Annotated in this window: 15 protein-coding genes, 1 tRNA gene, 1 other RNA gene and 1 pseudogene; 11 read left to right on the top strand and 7 right to left on the bottom strand. The window is 28.6% G+C overall.

The features are described from left to right. Window positions 1-412: 412 nt before the first annotated feature. The 4 genes from DRF75_RS03250 to DRF75_RS03235 all read left to right on the top strand — a co-directional run bounded on the left by DRF75_RS03250 (window position 413) and on the right by DRF75_RS03235 (window position 1,932). A tRNA-Asn gene (locus tag DRF75_RS03250) sits at window positions 413-485 on the top strand. Window positions 486-577: 92 nt separating this feature from the next. Further along, window positions 578-910: a transfer-messenger RNA gene (gene ssrA / locus DRF75_RS03245) on the top strand. 24 nt (window positions 911-934) lie between these two features. Next, window positions 935-1,408, top strand: coding sequence for a ClpXP protease specificity-enhancing factor SspB (locus DRF75_RS03240; protein ID WP_045171582.1), 474 nt, complete (start codon window positions 935-937; stop codon window positions 1,406-1,408). A 170-nt stretch (window positions 1,409-1,578) separates the two neighbouring features. Continuing rightward, a complete protein-coding gene (locus DRF75_RS03235) occupies window positions 1,579-1,932 on the top strand; it encodes a DUF2793 domain-containing protein (protein ID WP_045171441.1) in 354 nt (117 codons plus the stop codon). 55 nt (window positions 1,933-1,987) lie between these two features. On the opposite strand, the pseudogene topA reads toward DRF75_RS03235, so the two are convergent. The 3 genes and pseudogenes from topA to DRF75_RS03220 form a co-directional block, all read right to left on the bottom strand. Beyond that, a pseudogene (gene topA / locus DRF75_RS03230) lies at window positions 1,988-4,339 on the bottom strand (type I DNA topoisomerase); the annotation flags it as partial. A gap of 458 nt (window positions 4,340-4,797) precedes the next feature. After that, on the bottom strand, window positions 4,798-6,198 hold the full coding sequence (locus DRF75_RS03225; RefSeq protein WP_129992647.1) for an NAD(P)H-hydrate dehydratase: 1,401 nt from the start codon (window positions 6,196-6,198) through the stop codon (window positions 4,798-4,800). A 91-nt stretch (window positions 6,199-6,289) separates the two neighbouring features. Beyond that, the gene (locus DRF75_RS03220; protein WP_045171438.1) at window positions 6,290-6,589 is read right to left on the bottom strand and encodes a DUF2671 domain-containing protein; all 300 of its coding nucleotides are present in this window, start codon (window positions 6,587-6,589) and stop codon (window positions 6,290-6,292) included. A gap of 235 nt (window positions 6,590-6,824) precedes the next feature. Here DRF75_RS03220 and DRF75_RS03215 point away from each other — a divergent pair, with 235 nt between their 5' ends. From DRF75_RS03215 to cutA, 3 genes are all read left to right on the top strand, one after another. Then, the gene (locus tag DRF75_RS03215; protein WP_045171437.1) at window positions 6,825-7,484 is read left to right on the top strand and encodes an O-methyltransferase; all 660 of its coding nucleotides are present in this window, start codon (window positions 6,825-6,827) and stop codon (window positions 7,482-7,484) included. A gap of 133 nt (window positions 7,485-7,617) precedes the next feature. Then, entirely contained in the window at window positions 7,618-10,092 is a 2,475-nt protein-coding gene (locus DRF75_RS03210; protein ID WP_045171436.1) for a response regulator, read from the top strand. Window positions 10,093-10,206: 114 nt separating this feature from the next. After that, window positions 10,207-10,527 carry a divalent-cation tolerance protein CutA gene (gene cutA / locus DRF75_RS03205; RefSeq protein WP_045171435.1) on the top strand — a complete coding sequence of 107 codons (321 nt, stop codon included), beginning with the start codon at window positions 10,207-10,209 and terminating at the stop codon, window positions 10,525-10,527. Between the two features lie 673 nt (window positions 10,528-11,200). On the opposite strand, the gene DRF75_RS03200 is transcribed toward cutA, so the two are convergent. Further along, window positions 11,201-12,049 carry a 4-(cytidine 5'-diphospho)-2-C-methyl-D-erythritol kinase gene (locus DRF75_RS03200; RefSeq protein WP_129992646.1) on the bottom strand — a complete coding sequence of 283 codons (849 nt, stop codon included), beginning with the start codon at window positions 12,047-12,049 and terminating at the stop codon, window positions 11,201-11,203. A 440-nt stretch (window positions 12,050-12,489) separates the two neighbouring features. Between DRF75_RS03200 and dusB the strand changes: the two genes are divergently transcribed. Next, a complete protein-coding gene (dusB, locus tag DRF75_RS03195; RefSeq protein ID WP_129992645.1) occupies window positions 12,490-13,458 on the top strand; it encodes a tRNA dihydrouridine synthase DusB in 969 nt (322 codons plus the stop codon). Between the two features lie 128 nt (window positions 13,459-13,586). Then, window positions 13,587-15,455: an RNA polymerase sigma factor RpoD gene (gene rpoD, locus DRF75_RS03190; protein WP_045171610.1), complete on the top strand. Its 1,869-nt coding sequence runs from the start codon at window positions 13,587-13,589 to the stop codon at window positions 15,453-15,455. A 1,183-nt stretch (window positions 15,456-16,638) separates the two neighbouring features. On the opposite strand, the gene dnaG is transcribed toward rpoD, so the two are convergent. Together dnaG and DRF75_RS03180 are read right to left on the bottom strand one after the other, a co-directional pair. Then, on the bottom strand, window positions 16,639-18,456 hold the full coding sequence (dnaG, locus tag DRF75_RS03185; protein ID WP_235424742.1) for a DNA primase: 1,818 nt from the start codon (window positions 18,454-18,456) through the stop codon (window positions 16,639-16,641). A 687-nt stretch (window positions 18,457-19,143) separates the two neighbouring features. Continuing rightward, window positions 19,144-20,151 (bottom strand): class I SAM-dependent methyltransferase, encoded by a 1,008-nt coding sequence (locus DRF75_RS03180; protein WP_045171609.1) that lies wholly within the window; start codon window positions 20,149-20,151, stop codon window positions 19,144-19,146. A 73-nt stretch (window positions 20,152-20,224) separates the two neighbouring features. Here DRF75_RS03180 and DRF75_RS03175 point away from each other — a divergent pair, with 73 nt between their 5' ends. Both DRF75_RS03175 and DRF75_RS03170 read left to right on the top strand, forming a co-directional pair. Beyond that, window positions 20,225-20,788, top strand: coding sequence for a hypothetical protein (locus tag DRF75_RS03175; RefSeq protein ID WP_235424741.1), 564 nt, complete (start codon window positions 20,225-20,227; stop codon window positions 20,786-20,788). 4 nt (window positions 20,789-20,792) lie between these two features. After that, window positions 20,793-21,062: a DUF2610 domain-containing protein gene (locus tag DRF75_RS03170; protein WP_045171606.1), complete on the top strand. Its 270-nt coding sequence runs from the start codon at window positions 20,793-20,795 to the stop codon at window positions 21,060-21,062. A gap of 849 nt (window positions 21,063-21,911) precedes the next feature. Here the strand turns inward: DRF75_RS03170 and DRF75_RS03165 are convergent. Continuing rightward, window positions 21,912-22,886, bottom strand: coding sequence for a ribonucleotide-diphosphate reductase subunit beta (locus DRF75_RS03165; RefSeq protein WP_045171604.1), 975 nt, complete (start codon window positions 22,884-22,886; stop codon window positions 21,912-21,914). Between the last annotated feature and the right edge of the window lie 73 nt (window positions 22,887-22,959).

The following is a 22,959-nucleotide window of genomic DNA, read 5'->3' as shown; positions in this document are numbered from 1 at the left end:
AAAAAAATGTTTTTTATTACTTAACACATTTAAAATATATGAAACTTCATTCTCATAAAATCATTACCCATCCTGTAAGTAAAACTCTATACAAAACAACAAGTATTTAGAAAAATAACAAATAAGATCCCTTTCTCATCTGCAAAATGATACCTATACATAGAATATATGTGTTATATATATCAATCAGAATAATATGTCATTTCAAACATATAAAACCAAGATAACTACATATCAGTCATTACTAAAATAGATTATCAGCTATTACTTGTAGATTTACATATAAAATTAATATTATCATGTAACTTAAGAAAATTTATTACTTTTAAGAATTTCACATTTAAGTATTACAATTATTATCAAATTTTTGTTGCATGTAAGAAATACAGTATGTATATTTATAGATATCTTTTCCTCGGTAGCTCAGTTGGTAGAGCACTTGGCTGTTAACCAATAGGTCGCTGGTTCGAGCCCGGCCCGGGGAGCTTTTTTAATTTTTACAAATTTTCTTTTTAAGTTCTAAGTATACTAGTATTAGTTGTGTTATATTGTTATCTTTTATAGCGTGGTATATAAATGTATTGACTTATAGAAATATAGTATTACAATTATTACCGTGTTTTACGCACTATGGCAATAAAGGCATCTTAAAATAGATGTATTGGACCCGAGGGCAGTGCTCGGCATCTCCACTTTTTACTATGGGGGTGAAACAGGATCGACATGCATAGTAAAGGGGATAGTTTTTGCTCGGTGAGAAAACAGCCGTTTAAATGCTCAAAATTTATAAGTGCAAACGATAATTTCGTTTTCGCAAATGACAATAATAGCAGCGCTGACTTAGTAGCTGCTTAGTTTTGTCATTAGCGCGGTTTTTTAGAGGGTTTCCCGGGCAACAGAAAAATCCTCTTTTTTTATGATCAAAAAGTTATTTATGAGTAATGTAATAGATTATCAAAAACTCATGCACTCTGCTATGTGCACTATTGTAAAAAATGCTTTGACCATCATAGCTCACTCAGACCATTCAACAAATGTACACATTGCTATATCTTTTTTAACTAACTATAAAGGAGTGAATTTACCTGATCATGTAAAAGAGAATTATCCACAAGAAATTACTGTAATATTGCAGCATCAATTTAGAAGCTTACAGATATTTGATAACAGCATCAGTGTAGTGTTAAGTTTCAGAGGTAAAGAAGAAACAGTTGTTATACCGTTCCATTCTATTATCAAGTATATAGATGTTTATCAGGGTTTTGTACTTGATCTTGAACAATATATGAGCAACAACATTGAAGAGTTTGATAATTATGATTACGACACTGATGACAAGAATGAAACAAGTGATCAGCAAAACAACCAAGATAATATTATCTTTATCGATACATTTTTAAAAAAATAAAGTTTTTGTGCTTTACTACACTAAATCTACTAGTGTATTATGTGAAATGTTCCACATTCAATCCATTCAGAAGTACACTTAATGATAAACTTTAGATTTTCATAAAAACTTCATCTTATGTGTATCACAACACATTTAATTCTAAACACACTTTTTAATGAGACAAATATATGATGACACAATCTGTAAATCTTAAATTTAATTTGGTAATGCACAATCAAGCACATAAAGAAATCACTGTCAATGAAGCTTTAATAAAAATAGATATGCTCATGAATAATTGCATTCTAGAATTACAATGCAATACTCCAATAAAAGAAATATCTTCTGGAGATATGTATATTATTGGGCCAACACCAACAATTCAAGAATGGAAAAACAAACAAAACTATGTAACATATTATTACATTAACCAATGGTATTTTATACAACCAAATACAGGTTTAACTTTATGGATAAAAAGTAAAAATCAGCTTTATACATATAATAATAACGAATGGATAACTAGCTACAGCAATTCATAAAAACAACTTTAAATCTCATATAATACAGCAATTTTTCAATTCACACTTTTTATTATTACTTTTTTTCTGATATAAGCTTCATGGCATCTGATAAAGACATTTGCTCAACATCCGTACCTTTCTTTAAAGCAACATTTAATTTATCATATTTTAAATAGAATCCATACCTTCCTTTACATAATAATACTTCCTTATTATCTTCAGAAATGCCTAGAGATCTTATAACACCATTAGTAGAACTATTTGCAATAATGTTAATAGCATCTTCAAGACTTACATCTAAAAAGTTAGTTTCATTTTTTATTGAAAAATATTTACCTTCATATAATACGTACGCACCAAATTTACCAAGTCCTAATTTAATTTCCTTACAAGTTTTTGGATGTGTACCTAAACTTATAGGCAAATTCAATATCTTTTCTGCCATTTGCAAATCTAATAAATTGACATCCATATTTTTTGGTATAGCAGCACGTTTACCATTTTTATCATTACCAATCTGTAAGTAAACTCCATATGGACCTTTCTTAAGATATATTTCTTGACCTGTAGCAGTATCAATTCCTAAAATTTTGGGATATTGTACATTGTCTACATCATCAACAAGATCACCACCAACATTCTTTGTATACTTACATTCTGGATATCTAGAACATCCTAAAAAAATACCATTCTTACTAATATTAAGACCCAGTGTACCATCATTACATACAGGACATGCCCTTTTTGCTTCAGATTTATCAGAAGAAAAAATATAATTTTCCATCTCAGAGCTAATCACTTTTAATATTTCAGTAAACTCTAACTTCTTTACTGAATTAACATTATCAATAAACAAAAACCAAAATTTATGTAATACTTTCTTCCAATTAATTTTTCCATTAGAAATTAAATCCAGTTCTTCCTCAAGATCAGCAGTAAAATCATATTCCACATAACGACTAAAAAAATTTACAAGGAAAATATTTACTATTCTACCTCTCTCTGTTGGAAAAAACCTCTTTTGATTTAATACAACATACTGTCTATCCTGCAATACAGAAATAATAGAAGCATAAGTAGAAGGCCTACCGATTCCTATTTCTTCCATTTTTTTCACTAAACTTGCTTCATTATATCTAGCAGGAGGAACAGTAAAATGTTGATGAGGTATAACCTCATTTAAAGGACATACATCATTTACTTCAAGTAATGGTAACATATTATTCTTATTATCATCATCTTCACTATGACCATATACTTTATAAAATCCATCAAAAAATAAGGAAGATCCTGTAGCACGCAACGTCACTATTTTATCAGATGATGCTATTTCTACAACAACTTGATTAATAACTGCAGAATTCATTTGACTAGCAACAGTCCTTTTCCATATCAAATTATAAAGCTTGAGCTGTTCTGGTGTTAGATAATTTGATAAGCTATCAGGAGTTATCGTGATATTTGTTGGCCTAATTGCTTCATGTGCTTCTTGAGCATTTTTTACCTTTTTCACATATTTGCGAGTAGATTTTGGCAAATACTCCTTACCAAACATAGAAACAATAATACTACGAATATGATCTAATGCTTCATCTGCAATATAAAAACCATCAGTTCTCATATAAGTAATTAGCCCGACAATTTCTCCACCAACATCAATTCCCTCATATAGTTTCTGAGCAATAAGCATAGTATTTTTTGCAGTAAATCCAAGCTTTGTTGACGCTTCTTGTTGCAAACTAGAAGTAATAAAAGGAGGATAAGGATTACGTTTTGTATGTTTTTTCTCAACTTTTACAACAGAATAATTACGAGATTTTACCTCCTCTGCTAATCTCTTAGCATCTTCTTCATTTTTAATATCAAATTTCTCTAACTTTTTACCAGCATAACAACTTAAAAATGCAGAAAACTGTTTTCCTTCTACATTTTGACACTTAGCTTCAATATCCCAATACTCCTGTGTGACAAATTTTTCAATATCACTTTCTCTATCACATATTAATCTCAAAGCAACAGATTGTACCCTCCCAGCAGACTTACTACCTGGAAGTTTCCTCCATAACAAAGGAGATAATGTAAAACCAACTAAATAATCTAATGCTCTGCGTGCTTGCTGTGCATATACGAGATCCATGTTTATGCTTCTAGGATGCTTTATAGACTCAAGAATAGCATTTTTTGTTACTTCATTAAAAACCATTCTATTGATCACAACATTATTATCAATTGCATTATTTTCCCTCAATACTTCTACAATGTGCCACGCTATTGCTTCGCCTTCACGGTCTGGATCAGTTGCAAGATAAATTCCATGAGTCTCTTTATTAGCTACTTGAATTAACTTATTTACATACTTTTCTGACTTACTAATTATTTCATAAGTCATAGCAAAATCCTTATCTGGATTTACAGAACAAAATTTTACAAAAAAATATCTAAAAATAAAAAATGAAACAAAAAAATAATAATTAAAAAAAAAAAAAAACAAAATTTTTTATTTAAAAAAAAAAAAAAAAAAAAAAAAAAAAAAAGAGATTAACACTATTACTAATGATAATTCTGAAAGAATTTTAAATTTATTGTAGAGGTATACCAGAAAAAAAGAATGAGGTATTCTACATTACATACATTTAAAAAACACTTCATATCATATTTCATCACATATATTTAGTATTTTTTTTCTATTTTACAAGAATTATAATCACAACCATTTTATACATTTACATCAACACTTTGAAAAATCTATAATGTTCTTACAATAAGTGAATTATATGTATTAGAGTAACCATAACAAAAAATACTAAAATAATAGAAAATACCACATTCAACACAATTTATGTAAGAATTATTTTTTACAATATCAAAAAAAGAATTGTGACATTAATAATTTGAATAAAATAATTTTCCTAATATTTGTGGTATTTTCAGTATTATATCATCTGCAATTAAACCAATACCATAACTTCTAGCACATTCTGCATGTATCCATACACCACAACACGCAGCACTAAGTGGATTCATTCCACAAGATAACAACCCACTGATAATCCCAGATAACACATCACCACTACCTGCTGTAGCTAGATTAAATGGAGCATTACTAACTACAACATTACCCACAGGATCAGCAATCACAGTATCTGGACCTTTTAACACTATAACAGCCTTTGATAAATTTGCAGCTTTTTGTACAATCTCTATTTTACTACCTGTTAAAAATGGAAATATACGTTTAAATTCTCCTTCATGCGGTGTCATGACAACATTATGCTTAATTTTAGAAAAAAGAGTTTCACAAGAATCAGCAAATACTGATATAGAATCAGCATCTAAAACACAATTTTTCTTACTGAGAACATTTATAGTACGTTGCCTAGTAATGTCACTTATTCCACATCCTGGACCAATTACAACAGATGTAATCCTATCATCATTAATTACATCATCATAAAGCTTATACATAATTGAAGTCAAACAACTTGCATAAAATGCAACAGCATTACTGTCGCAAGCAATACTCACTATGCCAGAACCTGTCCTCAAAGCAGCCATTGCAACAAGTTTTGAAGCTCCTATTGACTTATTACCAACAGAACACACCAATGTGTATCCTCTCCTATATTTATTTACTGTATAGTCTAATTTTGGTATTTCATGTTTCCATAAAACAGGAGTGTTGCTACGTATTGCAATTTTACTATAATCAATATTAATTCCAATATCTACAACATGTACTTTTCCAGAATAATCACAACCAGGAAATAAAATGTGTCCTATTTTTAACACAGAGAAAGTTATAGTAACATCAGCACGGATAGCACAACCCATGATCTCCCCTGTATCACAACTTATGCCACTAGGTATATCAACAGCAACTATTACACTATTACTATCATTATTAATATACCTAAATATACAAGATAAATCCTCAGGTATATTACGTGATAACCCTACTCCAAATATAGCATCTATAATCAAACAATTTTGATAATTAACAATATTATCATACGTTAATGGAACAACCCAATCTTCATCTATATCAACATTACAACTATACAACATTAATATTACTGGCCATCCTCGAGCTTTTAACATCTTGGCAGCAGTAATACCATCTTTACCATTATTGCCAGGCCCAGCAACCACTACAACAAACTGTTTAGGAAATAACTTAGATACAGAATCAGTTATAGCTTTTCCAGCCCTACAAATAAGCTCATCAACAGCTATACCACAACTTTTTTCATAGAATACAACTTGTTGACTATTTAATACTACCATACCTTTTAATTGACATACCTTAAAGTAACACCACCATCAATAAGCTAACCACTACTTAACATTATGTACTACTAATAGTATTTCGAATTACTTAACACAAATTTGATTTATTCTTTTTTTTCTTGGGCTCAGCAGCAAATTTAATACGTTCAAATTCTCTCCTTTTTTTATGCCAACCATATTGATACATTGCTATTTTATTTTCTATTAATGCTATGGTACCATCATAATATACAACCATATCCATACCCTTCTTCTGAGCTTCAAGGAATTTTTCTCTATACCTATCACGGTATGCAGGATCATTCAACACAGAATAAGTGGTACTACTTGACTTATTAAAAGTATCTGTTACTTGTTTCTTTATTACATCATGCGTGTAAAAGCTCATTGTTATTACTACCTCACCATATTAACTATATTATTAGTTCTTACATAACTATCTAATGATGTTAATTATATCATATAACCTCAATAAAACGATATAAAAATTATTGATATATCACGTTTTTTAAAAAAAGTGTTGTTAATTTGCAACTTAATAATATATTAATAATTGAACAAAAACTCAAATAAAATTACAATCAAGATTATAATACCAATTTTCACTCATATAAAACTGTTTTATGCGCGACAAAACATTAAACAAAAAATCACAGTATATACATGATTTATTTTCAATTACAGATGAAGACGTTGTAGCAACACATCAACTGATAACTGATGATATATCCTTAATGCAACTCAGCCTCACTGAAGGTCAAATCTTACAATTATTAATAAAAATGAATAACATAAAATCCATAATAGAGATTGGAACATTTGTTGGATCATCTGCTATGTGTATGGTTAAAGCATTACCAGAAAATGGGCATATATATACTATAGAAAAAGATATTACAAATGCTGAATTAGCAAAAAGTAATTTCAAAAAACATAGCTTATCTCATAAGGTAACAGTAATTAATGATACAGCAATATCAGCACTAAATAAATTAACTGATTTATCACCATTTGACATGGTATTTATAGATGCAAGTAAAGCAGAATATTGTAATTATCTAGATTGGGCAGAATTAAACATAAAAAAAAATGGACTAATAGTTGCAGACAATACACTATTATTTGGGAATGTATACTCTAGCGATAATATCACAAAAAAAGTTTCTAAAACCATAATAGATAAGATGCTATCCTTTAACAAAAGGTTATCAGATAAAAATAAATACTTAACAACACTTCTCCCAACAGAAGAAGGTATGACAATTGCACTCAAATTATTTTAAATACTCTTAACATCAAATATTAATAGAAAATTAAATTATGCTATTACACTAAATCAAGCAGTATAATATTCATATAGCAATATCAGATATTTTATATATTATTTAGTACTAATAAATTTTATTCTATTTTAACATGAGAAAAAGACATACCGACAACACACAAGATAATAAAGTAGATTTTGTAATAAGAAGATATGGATTGTCAGTATGTAAATTATCTATTTTTTTAATAGCACCATTACTATGTATATTAAGCTTATACATTTTTAACATATATGATAGCTACATCAATATCATTATTAATTGCATATTTACAAGCATAAGTATCTTAGCAATATCAATACAACTAAGACAATATTTATATATTATCGCGTCAATAGAATACCAAAACATGATTTTCGCCAATTCTTTAAATCATAACACGGAATTTTGTCTAATAATAAAAAATGATGGCAAAATCATATACTCAGATGCAAGATTTTATGAAAGATTTATAAAAAACCAAGAAATAAAATTAAATCTATTTGACATATTAAAAATAGGTAACATTAGTGAACAAGAAATAGAAACATTCAAAAGTGCACTTAAAAACAAGCTATCAATCAACACATATTTTTGTTTAAATACAAAAAACAAAATTTCTAACTTTACACTAATATTAGATCCAGTATCAGAAAATCCAGAAATAGAAATTAATTATTCAAAAAAGATAAATCTATTTTTTGCACCTCTTGCGAGACCTCAAGAATATTTTGTACTTAAAGCTATAAAAATTACTAAAGAACAAGTATATGAAAGATTAATTCAGAAGCATTGTGTAGGTGCATATTTACTTAACCACAGAGGAGTAATATTATCTACAAATGATAGCTTTTTAAAAATGTTAGAATTAAATTCAATAGAAAACGGCACTACATTCACTAATTTTCTAGTAAAGGGTTATAATAAAGACAAAACCATAGATAATAATACAGTTACATTATCAACAAGTACAGGAATAAAATTCAAAGCACATATATCACAATCTGCATTCTACGATAAAAACAACAATAGTTACATTTATGGACTTTTAACTCCAGTAAATTCTGACATCCTTAATTACCATTTACACCCATGTTTTACAGAAGCACCAATAGCCATTCTACAATGTAGTACAGATGGCAAGATCCTTAGATCAAACAATATGCTCAAAAGGCTAGTTAAACACAGTAAAGATTATATTTTTGAATACATATTACCTTCATATAATAAAAAAATTAAAAAATACTTCCAAAACAACATTGTTAAAAATATGTCATTGGAAGCACAGCTTTATAATAATTTATATGTCAAAATTCATTTTAATAAATTTATACACCAGAATAACATGTTTATCATATGTTATATAACTGATAGTGAAGATCGTAAAAACTTAGAAATACAATTAGAACAATCACAAAAAATGCAAGCTATTGGTCAACTTGCTGGTGGTATAGCACATGATTTCAACAATATTTTAACTGCAATAATAGGTTTTTGTGATTTGTTATTGATAAGACACACTGCAACAGATCCTTCCTTTTCAGATATCATGCAGATAAAACAAAATGCAAACAGAGCAACAAATCTAATAAAGCAATTACTTGCTTTTTCAAGAAAACAAACCTTACAACCTAAAATTCTTGACATAAATAACATAATTGCAGATCTCTTACATATGATTAAGAGATTAATTAATGAAAGTATAGAACTAAAAATTCAATATGAACAAAACATCAACTTAGTCAAAGCAGATTTATGTCAACTAGAACAAGTAATTATCAATCTTGTAGTAAACGCAAGAGCTGCAATGGAAACAGGAGGACAATTAAGCATAAAAACATATAACACTAAAACAGATGCTTTAAAAGTACTATTAAAAAACATGTTTTCTCCAGATAAAGAACAAATAGAAGATGGAGAATACGTAGCAATAGAAATTTCAGATACAGGATATGGTATGGAAGATAAAATAATGAAAAAGATCTTTGATCCATTCTTTTCTACAAAAGAAACAGCTTCTGGTATAGGACTCGGTTTATCTACAGTATATGGAATAGTAAAACAAACAGATGGCTATATATATGTCAAAAGTACAGTAAATGTAGGTACTACTTTTATTATTCTTATCCCTACAGTACATTTATCAAACAGTAACGACATAGAAATATCATACAATAAATATTCACAAGAAGTAAATAATGTAATACCACAAGTAAGTACTTCCACAACTATCTTATTAATTGAAGACGAAGACCCTGTAAGAATATTTGCAACAAAAGCATTAACTAAAAAAGGATTCAAAGTAATAGATATAAGTTGTGGAGATCAAGCACTAGATATTATCAATAAACACCCGATAGACATTGTTATCAGTGATGTAGTCATGCCAAAAATAAGTGGCCCTGAAATTGTAGAGCAAATATTAAAAGTCAAACCAGATATTCAAATTATCTTTATCTCAGGTTACGCAGAAGAAGTGTTCAATAAGCATAGTAACATAGATGCAACAAAAATCAATTTCTTATCCAAACCTTTTACTCTTAAACAACTTACAGAAAAGGTATTAGAAATATCAGAAAGTTCATAAAAACATTAAATTAAAATTAATGCTCACACTTCACAAAAAAAATAAGTATAAATTCATAAAATTTGATCTATTCTATAATCACAACAATAATATCTTAACTATAGAAAACTACATATGACAAATATCTCTTTAATTTACACAACTACTCCCACTTATGAAGATGCATATCACATAAGCAACATTTTACTAAACAATAAGCTAATAGCATGCGCTAATATATTCAACAATATTACATCAGTATACCTATGGGAAAATGAAATACATAACAACAACGAATGTGTTATCATATTAAAAACAACAAACAACTTAGTTCAAGCAGCAACTAATAAGATACAAGAAATTCATCCATACGATACACCTGCAATCATTACCATAGATCCAGTCAATACAAATGACAAGTTTACACATTGGATAAATGACTGCATTACTTTATAATACGTTAGAAAATGTTATAGAAATCTAATAAGAATAAACCTATTAGAACACTTTCATAATCATTATTGCTTACAGATTCATAATGTAACAATGAACTTAGACTCACAATCAGACTACTTTATAACTACTATTATGTTGGAAAAACCTAAAATACTGAAAAAATATAACAACATCATTACACATATCACTACTAAATAAATATGTCTTATAGACTAAAATAATTATAATAATCAATTTGTATCACAGCATTAAATACTATATAAATTATCACAATATAAAAAGATTCAAGAAATTTTGATAAATATACATCGCTTATTTGTATAACATAGCAATAATTCATAGAACAACTTAATGTGAATTACTAATTTGTATAATAAAACTACTACCATGTAAATTTATCACAACATAAAAATCTCAGAAGTTGCGGTAAATAAAAAAATTTATTACTTGTCATACAATTGTACAATCAATTTTATAGTATCGATCAGTGTAAATAATAAATTCATGTAATGATCATATACATTTATAATATGTCAACTAGAAAAGTTAAAATAACTGACAGTAATAACTGATTATATAGCTACAACCACACAACCTATAGACTCATCAAACAATCCACTTAGATTAACGATTGTATTCTTTATAGATTTACTAACACTAAAACAATGAAAGTTTAAAGTATTTTAGCATTAAATACTATCCAATCAGGACGTGTCATCTGCAAATACTTAGCTGCATTCTCAGCATGACTTAACTCATTAAACAATGCAAAACACGTAGCACCACTTCCAGTCATACGTGCAATGAAAACATTTTTCAATTTCTTTAATACAAATAATATTTCTTCTATTTCCGGAATAAAACTCAACGCTACATCTAGTAAATCATTCTTAGAATTATAAATTAATTCCATCCAATCATCTTGTTTAACAGGAAGTTTATCACCTATTGAAGTAGAGAAATTATCACACTTATAATGATTAAAGACTTTTGCTGTACTTAATGACTTACCTCGCGGTGCAACAAGTATAATATATCTCGGCAATAATAAATCAGGTAACAACAGTATATCTTCTCCAACTCCTTTAGCAAAAAGTGTTTTAGATTCTAAACATGCTGGAACATCACTTCCAACTTTTAAAGCCAAATCTTGCAGTAATTTATAATCAACATTCCACATATTACCTAATAAACGTATGATAGCAGCAGCATCAGCTGATCCACCTGCTAATCCTGCAGAAACTAAAATATTTTTTATCACATTCACAGAAATATTAGGACGTACAGAACTATGCTTTAACAACAATTCTATTGCCTTATATACAGTATTATTATATTTACTAATCTTAAAATTTGAAAAATATACCCCGTTTCTTCTCCCACCAATATTAACTTCTAAAAGATCATAAACGTTAACAAAAACAAATAATGATTCCAAATAATGATGTTGATCAATTCGTTTACCAGTAATATGCAAAAATAAATTAACTTTTGCTGGTGCTTTCACTAAAAATATTGACATAATTAACTTATCATTAACAATACGCTATATATTATTAATAATAAATACTACGTAGATTGTAAAACATCTTTAGCAATTATTAAATAAAAAATTTTTTAAAAAACTTTCAATACATATATATTGTAACAGTACACTAAATAATATGATAAAATCAAACCCATTAATTTACATAAACTATTTTCTCTTACATAGTTTAAATTCTCTAATATTTTAATAAGATAACTTAAAATTTACTACACAGGATCACAAAAGTATAACAATAACATTCCAAAGCTTCAAATAATATTCCATAATTTACAAATTGAGAATATAGAAAAACACCAGATAGACATCTATTATTTAATAATAAAAATAAGTATTTTTCTTTTAAAGTTAAGTATAAATATTGATAATAATCTTTATTTACACCACAATATAAATAAAAAAGGATTATTAGACATATGGACATCAGACAATTCATATCAGAATATCCAGTAATATTAGCACCAATGTCTGGCGTAACTGATTTTCCATTTCGTTGCCTTGTGAAAAACATTGGAGCTGGATTATTAGTATCAGAAATGATAGCAAGTCGTGCAATGATCATACAAACAAAACAAAGTCTACAAAAATCACAAATTCAAACCAATACTGCTGTACAATTAGCTGGATGTGATCCAGAAATAATGGCAGAAGCTGCAAAACTCAACGAAGATATGGGTGCAAAAATCATAGATATAAACTTCGGCTGTCCTGTTAAGAAAGTAGTTAATAGCTACGCTGGTTCAGCACTAATGAAAGATGAAATTACAGCTGCAAAAATCCTAGAATCCGTAGTAAAAGCAGTAAAAATTCCAGTAACATTGAAAATGCGCACTGGATGGGACAATAACAATCTAAACTCACCAAAACTAGCTAAAATAGCTGAAGAAAGTGGGATAAAAATGATAACAATACATGGCAGGACAAGAACACAAATGTTTAATGGAAAAGCAGACTGGAAATTTATCAGCAATATCAAGAAATGCGTAAACATTCCTGTCATAGCCAATGGAGATATAAAAAACCTAGATGATATAAAAACATCACTAGAAGAATCTCAAGCAGATGGCATTATGATAGGAAGAGGAGCTTACGGTAAACCATGGTTTATTAATCAAGCGTTACATTTTATAAAATCAGGAACAATTTTACCTGAACCGTCACCATTAGAAAAACTAAAAATTATAACAAACCATTATGACCATACAATAGAATACTACGGGAAAGACATAGGAGTTAAAATCTCAAAAAAACACATAAGTTGGTATAGTGCTTCTCTAGATAATTCAGCAGAATTTAGATCTCAAGTAAATCGATCAAATGACAACAATTTCATCAGAGATAAAATCATAGATTTTTTTTCACAAAACCTACATTCTGCATCATAACTTTTTAAACAATAAACAAATTTTTAATTATCATTTCAATGTATGCATTCAATAAAAGTTTTATAATTGACAACAAGTTTATAGTATGATACCACTTCAAGTTTGTCGTTTCTCAATATTTATTAGTTATGAAAGATCTACAAACAGATAAAGAATTGCTCAAAACACTTGTAAGTAAGGGACTAAAACAAGGTTTTGTTACATTCAACGATATCAACGATGTTTTCTCTGATTATGTACTATCAGCTGATAATATAGATGAAACTATATCAATGCTTCAAGACTCAGGTATTAATGTGCTTGAACAAAGTGATGAAGATGAAGCAAACAGCATAGTAGAAGAAAATAGAATCAAAGAAGAGCTAGATGAAGATGATGTATCAGATGCAGGTATAAAATCTTGGGACTTTGGACAAACGGATGATCCTATACGTATGTACCTATGTGAAATGAGTTCAGTTGAATTACTGTCTCGTGAAGGAGAAATTGAGATCGCAAAAAAAATAAAATCAGAAAAAGTAAATATGCTAAGGTCATTAGTAGAATCACCAGTAGTACTACGTACGTTTATGTCCTGGAGAGATGACTTAGTAAATGAACAAATAATGTTAAGAGATCTAATAGATTTAGATGCAAATTACAGGTACGAATTCCCAGAAAAATTCGCCGATGCTGATGAAGCTAGTGTTCTAGATTATGATAAAGATTTAATAGACGAATCTGATGAAGATACAGACATTTCAGAAGATGAAGATGAAGAAAATGTTTCAATAAACGCTTCAATATTAGAAATGGAAAATGCATTGCTGCCTAAAGTTGTAAGTATTTTAGATTCAGTCATTGCATCAGCAGAAAAAATTTTAGAACTCAAGAAACAGTATCAAGGCAAAATTAATCAAGAAATTGAAAAACAATACAATGATCTACATGATAGTATATGGGAAATGATATATCAAATTAAACTCAGTAATTCTGCAGTATTATCAATTACACAACAAATCTACAGTTTAAGTAAGTCAATCGCAGCAGAAGAAGCTAAAATCATTTCCCTTGCAGAAAGTTATGGCATACAACGCAAAGATTTTCTAGATGCATATAATACTAACTCTGTACTACAAAAAAAAGGTACTTCCCAACAATGGAACAATCTGCTAGTAAACGAGGAAAGTAACATAGTCAGTATGTATAGTAAAATTAAATTACTCTCTGGAGAGAATAACCTAACTGAATTTAAAGCATTAGTAACAAAAATACAAAAGCACGAGCGTGCAGCAAATCAAGCAAAGCAAGAAATGATCAAGGCAAATCTAAGATTAGTAGTATCAATTGCAAAAAAATATTCAAACAGAGGCTTACAATTTCTAGATCTAGTGCAAGAAGGAAATATCGGATTAATGAAAGCAGTAGATAAATTTGACTATAAGCGTGGATATAAATTTTCAACCTATGCAACATGGTGGGTCAGGCAAGCAATTACCAGAGCAATAGCAGATCAAGCACGTACTATTAGAATTCCTGTACACATGATTGAAACTGTAAATAAAATTAACCGTACATTAAGGCAAATGCTACATGAAATGGGCAGAGAACCAACACTAGAAGAACTATCAGCAAAACTAAATATTAATGTAGATAAGATACGTAAAGTCATGAAAATAGTCAAAGATCCTGTAAGCTTAGAAAGTCCTATAGGAGATGATGATAGTAGTACATTTGGTGATTGTATAGAAGATAAACGTGCAGTAAAACCAGAAGATGCAGCAGTACTAGCAGATTTAAGAGAAATTACTACAAAGGTACTGTCAACATTAACGCCAAAAGAAGAGAGAATTTTACGTATGAGGTTTGGAATAGGTAAAGGAGGAAAAGATCATACTCTAGAAGAAGTAGGAAAATTATTTAACGTAACAAGAGAGCGTATACGACAAATTGAAGCAAAAGCTTTACGTAAATTACGTCACCCAAGTCGTGCAAGAAAGCTCAGAGGATTCTTTTAATATTTAAAATATTCAGTCGAAAATTCACATAAAAACCACATTACAGTTCTTCTAATACCAACAATACAATAAAAGAATTTTGTACACGCATTAACATGATACATATCTAAACATAAGCAAAAACTTCACTAAATTACTTATACAAGTACTTATAGCAATCCTAGAATGTTCTTTTAACATTTAAAATACTCAGCGAAAATTCACATAAAAACCACATTACAGTTCTTCTAATACAAACAATACAATAAAAGAATTTTGTGCACGCGTTAATATGATACATATCTAAACATAAGCAAAAACTTCACTAAACTACGTTATACAAGTACTTATAGCAATCCTAGAATGTTCTTTTAACATTTAAAATACTCAGCGAAAATTCACATAAAAACTACATTACAGTTCTTTTAATACCAACAATACAATAAAAGAGTTTTGTGCACGCGTTAATATGATACATATCTAAACATAAGCAAAAACTTCACTAAATTACTTATACAAGCACCTTAAGAAATCTCAGTATGTTACTCTAATATCTATTAAGTTACTAACATTCAAAGTTAAATGTTATGATAAAAATGCATTAAAAAATCACATTAGATCTGCATGAAATGAACATACTACACACAATTCTTATACAACATCTCAACAATTCTCTAATACCCATTAAGCATTATTGTAGAAACGTACATGAGTTATAACAGAGTTCTTACACACATTTACTCTATATGAAAAAGGTATGAAAATATAAATTACAGTTATATTAACTTTAATATACAAGGCATCTATAACTATGATACTAACAGAATATTTTCATCTACTATTGATACACTTATAGTAACTTAAGTAAACAAAATTAACACAATACATACACTGAAATATTCTCTCTTTAATAAATTTATAATTCAATACTTACATAAATTACCATACACAGTAATATATAAGGAAACAATAGCACATAGTACACTTAAAATATTTACAAATAATACAAAAGACTTACAACCGTTTCAATTTAACAAATAAACACCAATTATAATATCAATACAAAATTCACAAACAATACACACAAGTATTCTTATATTCAACATAAATACAACTAGCATAGATTATGCTACATATGATACCTTGAATAATTTAAATGTACAAACTTGCAAAAATTTATTACAAACTCACTAACAATAACGTTCTAGTAATGCCATAACTCTCTTAATCTATTATCTATTTCTTGTGCTTGACTAGATAATTTTTCAGCAAGATCCCTTTTACCCTGCAATCTTAAATCTAAAATTTCTGCCTGAATACATTGCAGGTTATCTAAAAGCATTATTTTTTCTATCTCTTTTTTTGAAATATCTATACTATGTTCTCTATTTTGTATTGACATAAAACTAGACGCAGATATTTTGCTTGATACAAAATCTATTACGCTCTCTAAATTATTTTTCTTTAATTCTAAAAGTAATATCTCCTTAGATATGACATGATCACACAAAGTAACTTTCACATTAATAATATTCTGTCGCAGTTTATACACATCTTTATTCTTTATACTAAATCTAGAAAATTGATCAAAAATAATAGGATCATCAAGCAACTCTGGAAATTCCATGATGACATACACCACTCTTAATTGATTATATTCTTCCAACAAAAATTCATCATTTATATACTTTAATTTGTTAGATACACGATCTATTGAACGATTAGTGTTTAAATATTTACTTTTATCACTTTTATATTGCAAATCACGAATTTGAGAATAAAAATATTTCTTATAGTACTTTGCAATATTACCATCACTAATTTGATCAAGATAATGTTTAATTCTTGCTTCTAATATCACACACTGTTCAGGCATGACAGAGTTTTTATCAGTACTAACCTTAGCAAGCTCATAATCCCAGATGAACTCTGATAGTAATTTTGCACTATCCAATAAAGAATTTACACTATCAATACCACCATTCATACAAACATCATAAGGATCCATTCCTGCAAAAACATCAACAAATTTGACAACACACCCAGGTCTAATTAAAGACAATGCGAGCAATGCGGATTTAATAGAAGACATTTTCCCAGCAACATCTCCATCCATCCAGATTATTATTTCAGAAGTTATTTCACACAAATATCTCAAATGTTCAGAGGTCATTGATGTTCCTAGTAACCCAACTACATTACAAACTCCTATTTGATGCAGCATCAGAACATCCATGTACCCTTCTACTACTACAATTTTCCCTTGCTTTTTTGCTTCACGCACAGCAAAATGCGATGCATATAGATTCTCCCTCTTCTGAAAGAGAACATTTCCCCTAGAATTCAAGTACTTAGGATTTTGCGTATCAACAATTGATCTCCCACCAAAACCTATTGTGTCACCACTAGAATTACAAATAGGAAATATAATCCTGTTATAAAAATAATCCTGGTCCTGAGAATTCAATAGTCCTACACTTCTAATATCATTTACATTAAACCCATGAGATAACAAGTATTTACTCAAACCATATGCTGGAGCATAACCTAATCTAAATTTTTTTACTGTATCATTAAAAATTTTACGACTTTTTATATACTCCATTGCTACATGATTAGCAAACAATTGCCTTTCAAACCATAATGTTGCAGCATCTAAAAGAGGGATTAAACTTGATTTTTTATTAGTACTTTTTGGTAAGTCAATACCATACATCTCAGCAAGGTAATTCACTGCACTCTTAAAATCTAAAGCATTAATATCAGAAGTAAACTGTATAACATCACCATTAGCACCACAACCAAAGCAGTAATACAACCCTTTTTCATCATTTACAGTAAAAGATGGTGTTTTTTCACCATGAAATGGGCATAATCCAATAACACTATTACCTCTTTTAGTTAGTTTAACCCTCTGCCCAATAACGTCAGATAACTTAATCTTACTTTTAATGATATCAACAACATTCATGTCACATGCTATAGACCAGTTTAATAATATTACTATGATTAAATGAACCATAATTCATTATACAATCATAAAGGTTATTACAATTAAATCCAGTCCTATATCTCAAGTATTAAAAAGCATTTACTCTTGTTATTAAATTAAACCATTACAGCCATTTTTTAGAATGATATGACATGTTTTTGCTAACTAACATCAAATTTGAATAAGCAAATATTACTCATATTTGCTATATACTTAAACATATTAGAGCATAATAGTATTCAAAACCATTAATAATTACTTACTAATATAATCCAAGGCAAACATCATATATCAGCCTTACGTAAAACTATTAATTTATTTTACATTATCAATCAACAACAATATGCTTCACTATCACACAAAAACAAACTACATCACTTGAAAGATTATTATAACAATTACTGATACTAATATTATTAAAATATATGCAACAGTATAACATAGCTATATACTTTTAAAATATACCACCACTATCACACACAACGAACCAACATAACTTGAAAGATCATTAACAATGACTGCTGCTATCATCATTGAAATAATATACGATATGCATTATACAAATAAGTGATTTCTCCTAACACTACTATGAACACAAAAGTGCAAAAACACATTATCAATATATGAAGATCATTAAAATCACTTACTACTATCACCTCTAAAATATGTATTGTTACACTAAACAAATAAGCAATACTATAAATTACAGTTTTTAAACTACGAATTTATCAACAATACTTTAAACATACTACCCATATTCTCAGTCAATCTTAAAAAACCTGTTATTAAATTTTGTTTTTGCATTTCAGTTGCATTTTCAATAAGTACTCTTAGCCTTTCTTTAATACCAACACTATATAAAAAATCTCTCTGATTCATAATAACTGAATCAAGAGTAGATAAACTATCACGTAGTACAGCAAAATTTACATGTGCAGTTATATCGCTTGTTCCTACATTTTTAAGTAAATCATTATACTTATGATCTTTTACAGACTGTATAGTATTTTCATATGGACAATCTACATATCCATAATCAATAATCACTGCTGCTCCACTATTTTTTAAAATTTTACTCTCTATATATCTAATTATAGATATAGCTTCATTACATGTTTCTATGACTGGTTTTTCAATATCACTTGATACTTCAAATCTTTCATCAACACTCTTATAAATAATCTTAAATTTATCATTTTCTAGTGCAACATAAGTTTCATACCAAGTATCATCAACACAAGTAAATTGCCTTATAGGTAAAGCATCAAAAAACTCATTAGCAATAATTAAGATAGGACAATCCGGAACATCATTTACACTTTTACACCAAAATACTTTCTCATTTTTCAAAACATCCCTTTGAATACTTTCTAAAATAGGACTTATTTCAACAAGATAAATACTCACCGCTGCATAACATTGCTTAAACCTTTTTAGAATTCTGATAACATCACTTATTAATGTTCCTCTACCAGGCCCTAATTCTACTAAAACAAATTTAGATGGAGCACCAATCTTTTGCCAATTTAACAACACCCACAATGCTATAATTTCACCAAACAACTGAGATATTTCAGGAGCAGTAATAAAATCTCCATGTGCACCAAAAGGCATTTGCGTCATATAATAGCCATGATGCATGTCATAAAGGGCGATTCGCATAAACTGTTCTATTGAAATAGCACCACCAGAATTAAATATTACTTCTTTTAAATAAGAATACATAATTAATTAATGTATTATTCACATAATTATGATATAAAGAGTAGAGCGGATTGTAAATTTATTTAATGTTATGATGTCATCTACCTTTCAAAAACAACTAAATGTACAGTTTTCAAATTATATAGGTAATGGCATATGCAGCCTATACAGCATGTTAGCTGCCATTAAAGACAAATGTAATGCGCATAGCAGTCCAGACGTTAACATTTCTTTTACTATACAACATAAAGATAATGTAAGAAATTTAATAGATCAAGAACATGGCCACAATACAGTAACTAACCTGCTACCTATATACAATAATTCAAACACAACATTAATAGGTTCATCAGAACAATCAATAACCAATGAAGAAATACTATCACAAGATAGTAGATATAGTGACAACACTACATCTCAAAATGATGTCACACAATATGATGAAGAAATTAGCTATGAAACAGCATATCATTTGCTATTAAATTTAGTTAACAATGATGTCAATTTATTTGAAGAGGTAATATCAATTGCAGAAGTTTTAGTTAGAGAAGGAGTTTTAGTTGCGCCAGAATCTAAAATAAAAAAGGATATAGCTCAAGTAATTTTATACAATATACAACATAAACAAAAAACTCAAAATTCAGGTTACTTAAGGTAATAAGATGCCAGGAATAAAGAAATTCATTGTCCCATGTGATTTTAATGGACAGAGTTCTCCATTCGCAATATACATTGGAGAACCAAAACCAGAAAATCATCCTGTACAGCATCAAGATAATTGGTTATCCAAGGAACGCGGCGGTACTATACCAGAAAAAATTAAAGATAGTTTGTCAAAATTATATGCATTAGCACAAAAAAATGGCATTTGTTTTGCAGATCTATGTGTATACGCATTAACAGTTGCTGCACACAAAAATTCTAAAAATTAATTAACAAATGGTACTACCTGATATTTTTAATGCAAAGACTTATCATCAGAAAAAATTAAATAGCATATTAAAATCATATTCACTATTATCAAGAAACGACATTTATTTACAAGTTATACACATATGATTTAATAATTACTATCCTAATAACGTACAAGAGAACAATGCAGTACATTTTATAATGCTAAACACCACACAACTCAAAAAAATTCTCGATATTGCAACCAACTTCTCAATTAAAAATAGCATTGACATCTTTCATGTATTACATAAATACACTTTTACAGATAAATTTTAGCTATCGCAAATTAATACCTCAGATTCATCAAGCATTTTTAAAACTTAGTAGAACACTAAAATACACATGACGTAAAAAAACAACAAACTTAATTACCGATAGAAAAGTAAGGACACTTACTTACAACACTTTAATATATACTATTTAATAACACCAAAAAAATCACTTGACGCTCTTGATTTTTACATATTTTTATAGATAACTTAATAATATTTTTGAACGCATAGCACAATAAAATATACAAGACAATGAGCTTTGTATACAACCAAAAACTAGAGTTAATTATTTACATCACACTTTACATATACTATTTACAAATTAGTTACTTCAAAATACCCATCTATTTTTTTATATTACTTACCACACCATAATTGATAACAAACCTACACAGTAATCCCTTACCATACATCACCTCAATCAAATAACAGAAGCAATTATTGAATAGCATTTGATATTTTCACTACTTATTTTTGACAATAACAGATACAACTTATATTAAAGAAAATAAATAGAAAGCTTTAATTAATAGTATTATCACATACTTAAGAATATTAGTTATCCTCAAATGCTTCTTCCCATGTTCCTTCCGTAGCAGCACGAGCATATTCTGTTACTCTATTTTCAAAAAAATTAGTATGCTCTACTCCATTTAAAATTTCATCTAACCACAACAAAGGATTTTTATTTGCATCATATATAGGTTCCAAATTTAATTGTAACAATCTTCTATTAGCAATATACCTAATATATTTTTTGACTTCTTTAGAAGATAAACCTTCAACATCTCCACATGCAAATGCTAAATTAATAAATTCATCTTCTAACGACACAATAATTTTACAAGCTTCATACAGTTCACGTTTTAATGAATCATCCCATATCTCATAATTCTCTTGAATAAAAGTATTAAATAACCTAATTATTGACTCAGTGTGTAATGTCTCATCTCTTACAGACCAAGCTATAATCTGCCCCATACCTTTCATCTTTCCAAAACGCTGAAAATTTAATAAAATTGCAAACGAAGCAAATAACTGAAGTCCTTCTGTAAAAGCGCCAAAAACTGCTAAAGTCTTTGCCACATGCCTTTTATCATCTTTTCTACATTCCTCAAACCTTTGCATATAATCATACTTTTTCTTCATGACCTCAAACTTTAAAAATGCTTGATACTCAATTTCAGGCATTCCAATAGTATCCAATAAATACGAATAAGCAGCTATATGTATAGTTTCCATATTTGAAAATGCAGCAAGCATCATACAGATTTCAGTAGGCTTAAAAATATTTGAATAATGTTTCATATAACAGTTATTAACTTCAATATCAGCCTGAGTGAAAAAACGAAAAATTTGCACTAAAAGATTCTTCTCTTTTTCAGAAAGTACTGTTTTCCAATCCTGAACATCATCTGCAAGTGGAACCTCTTCAGGTAACCAGTGTATCCTTTGCTGACACAACCAAGCATCATATGCCCAAGGATAATTAAAAGGCTTATAAATTGGTCGAGAATTTAACAATGACATTTTTAATTACTACCAAAATAACAATATAGGATTATAAACTAAACCCAGAGAGAACTATAACAACTATTTGATA

Source organism: Ehrlichia minasensis (assembly GCF_004181775.1).
Lineage (GTDB): Bacteria > Pseudomonadota > Alphaproteobacteria > Rickettsiales > Anaplasmataceae > Ehrlichia > Ehrlichia minasensis.
The sequence above is the reverse complement of the archived record's forward strand: the minus strand, read 5'-3'. Positions and strand labels throughout refer to the sequence as shown.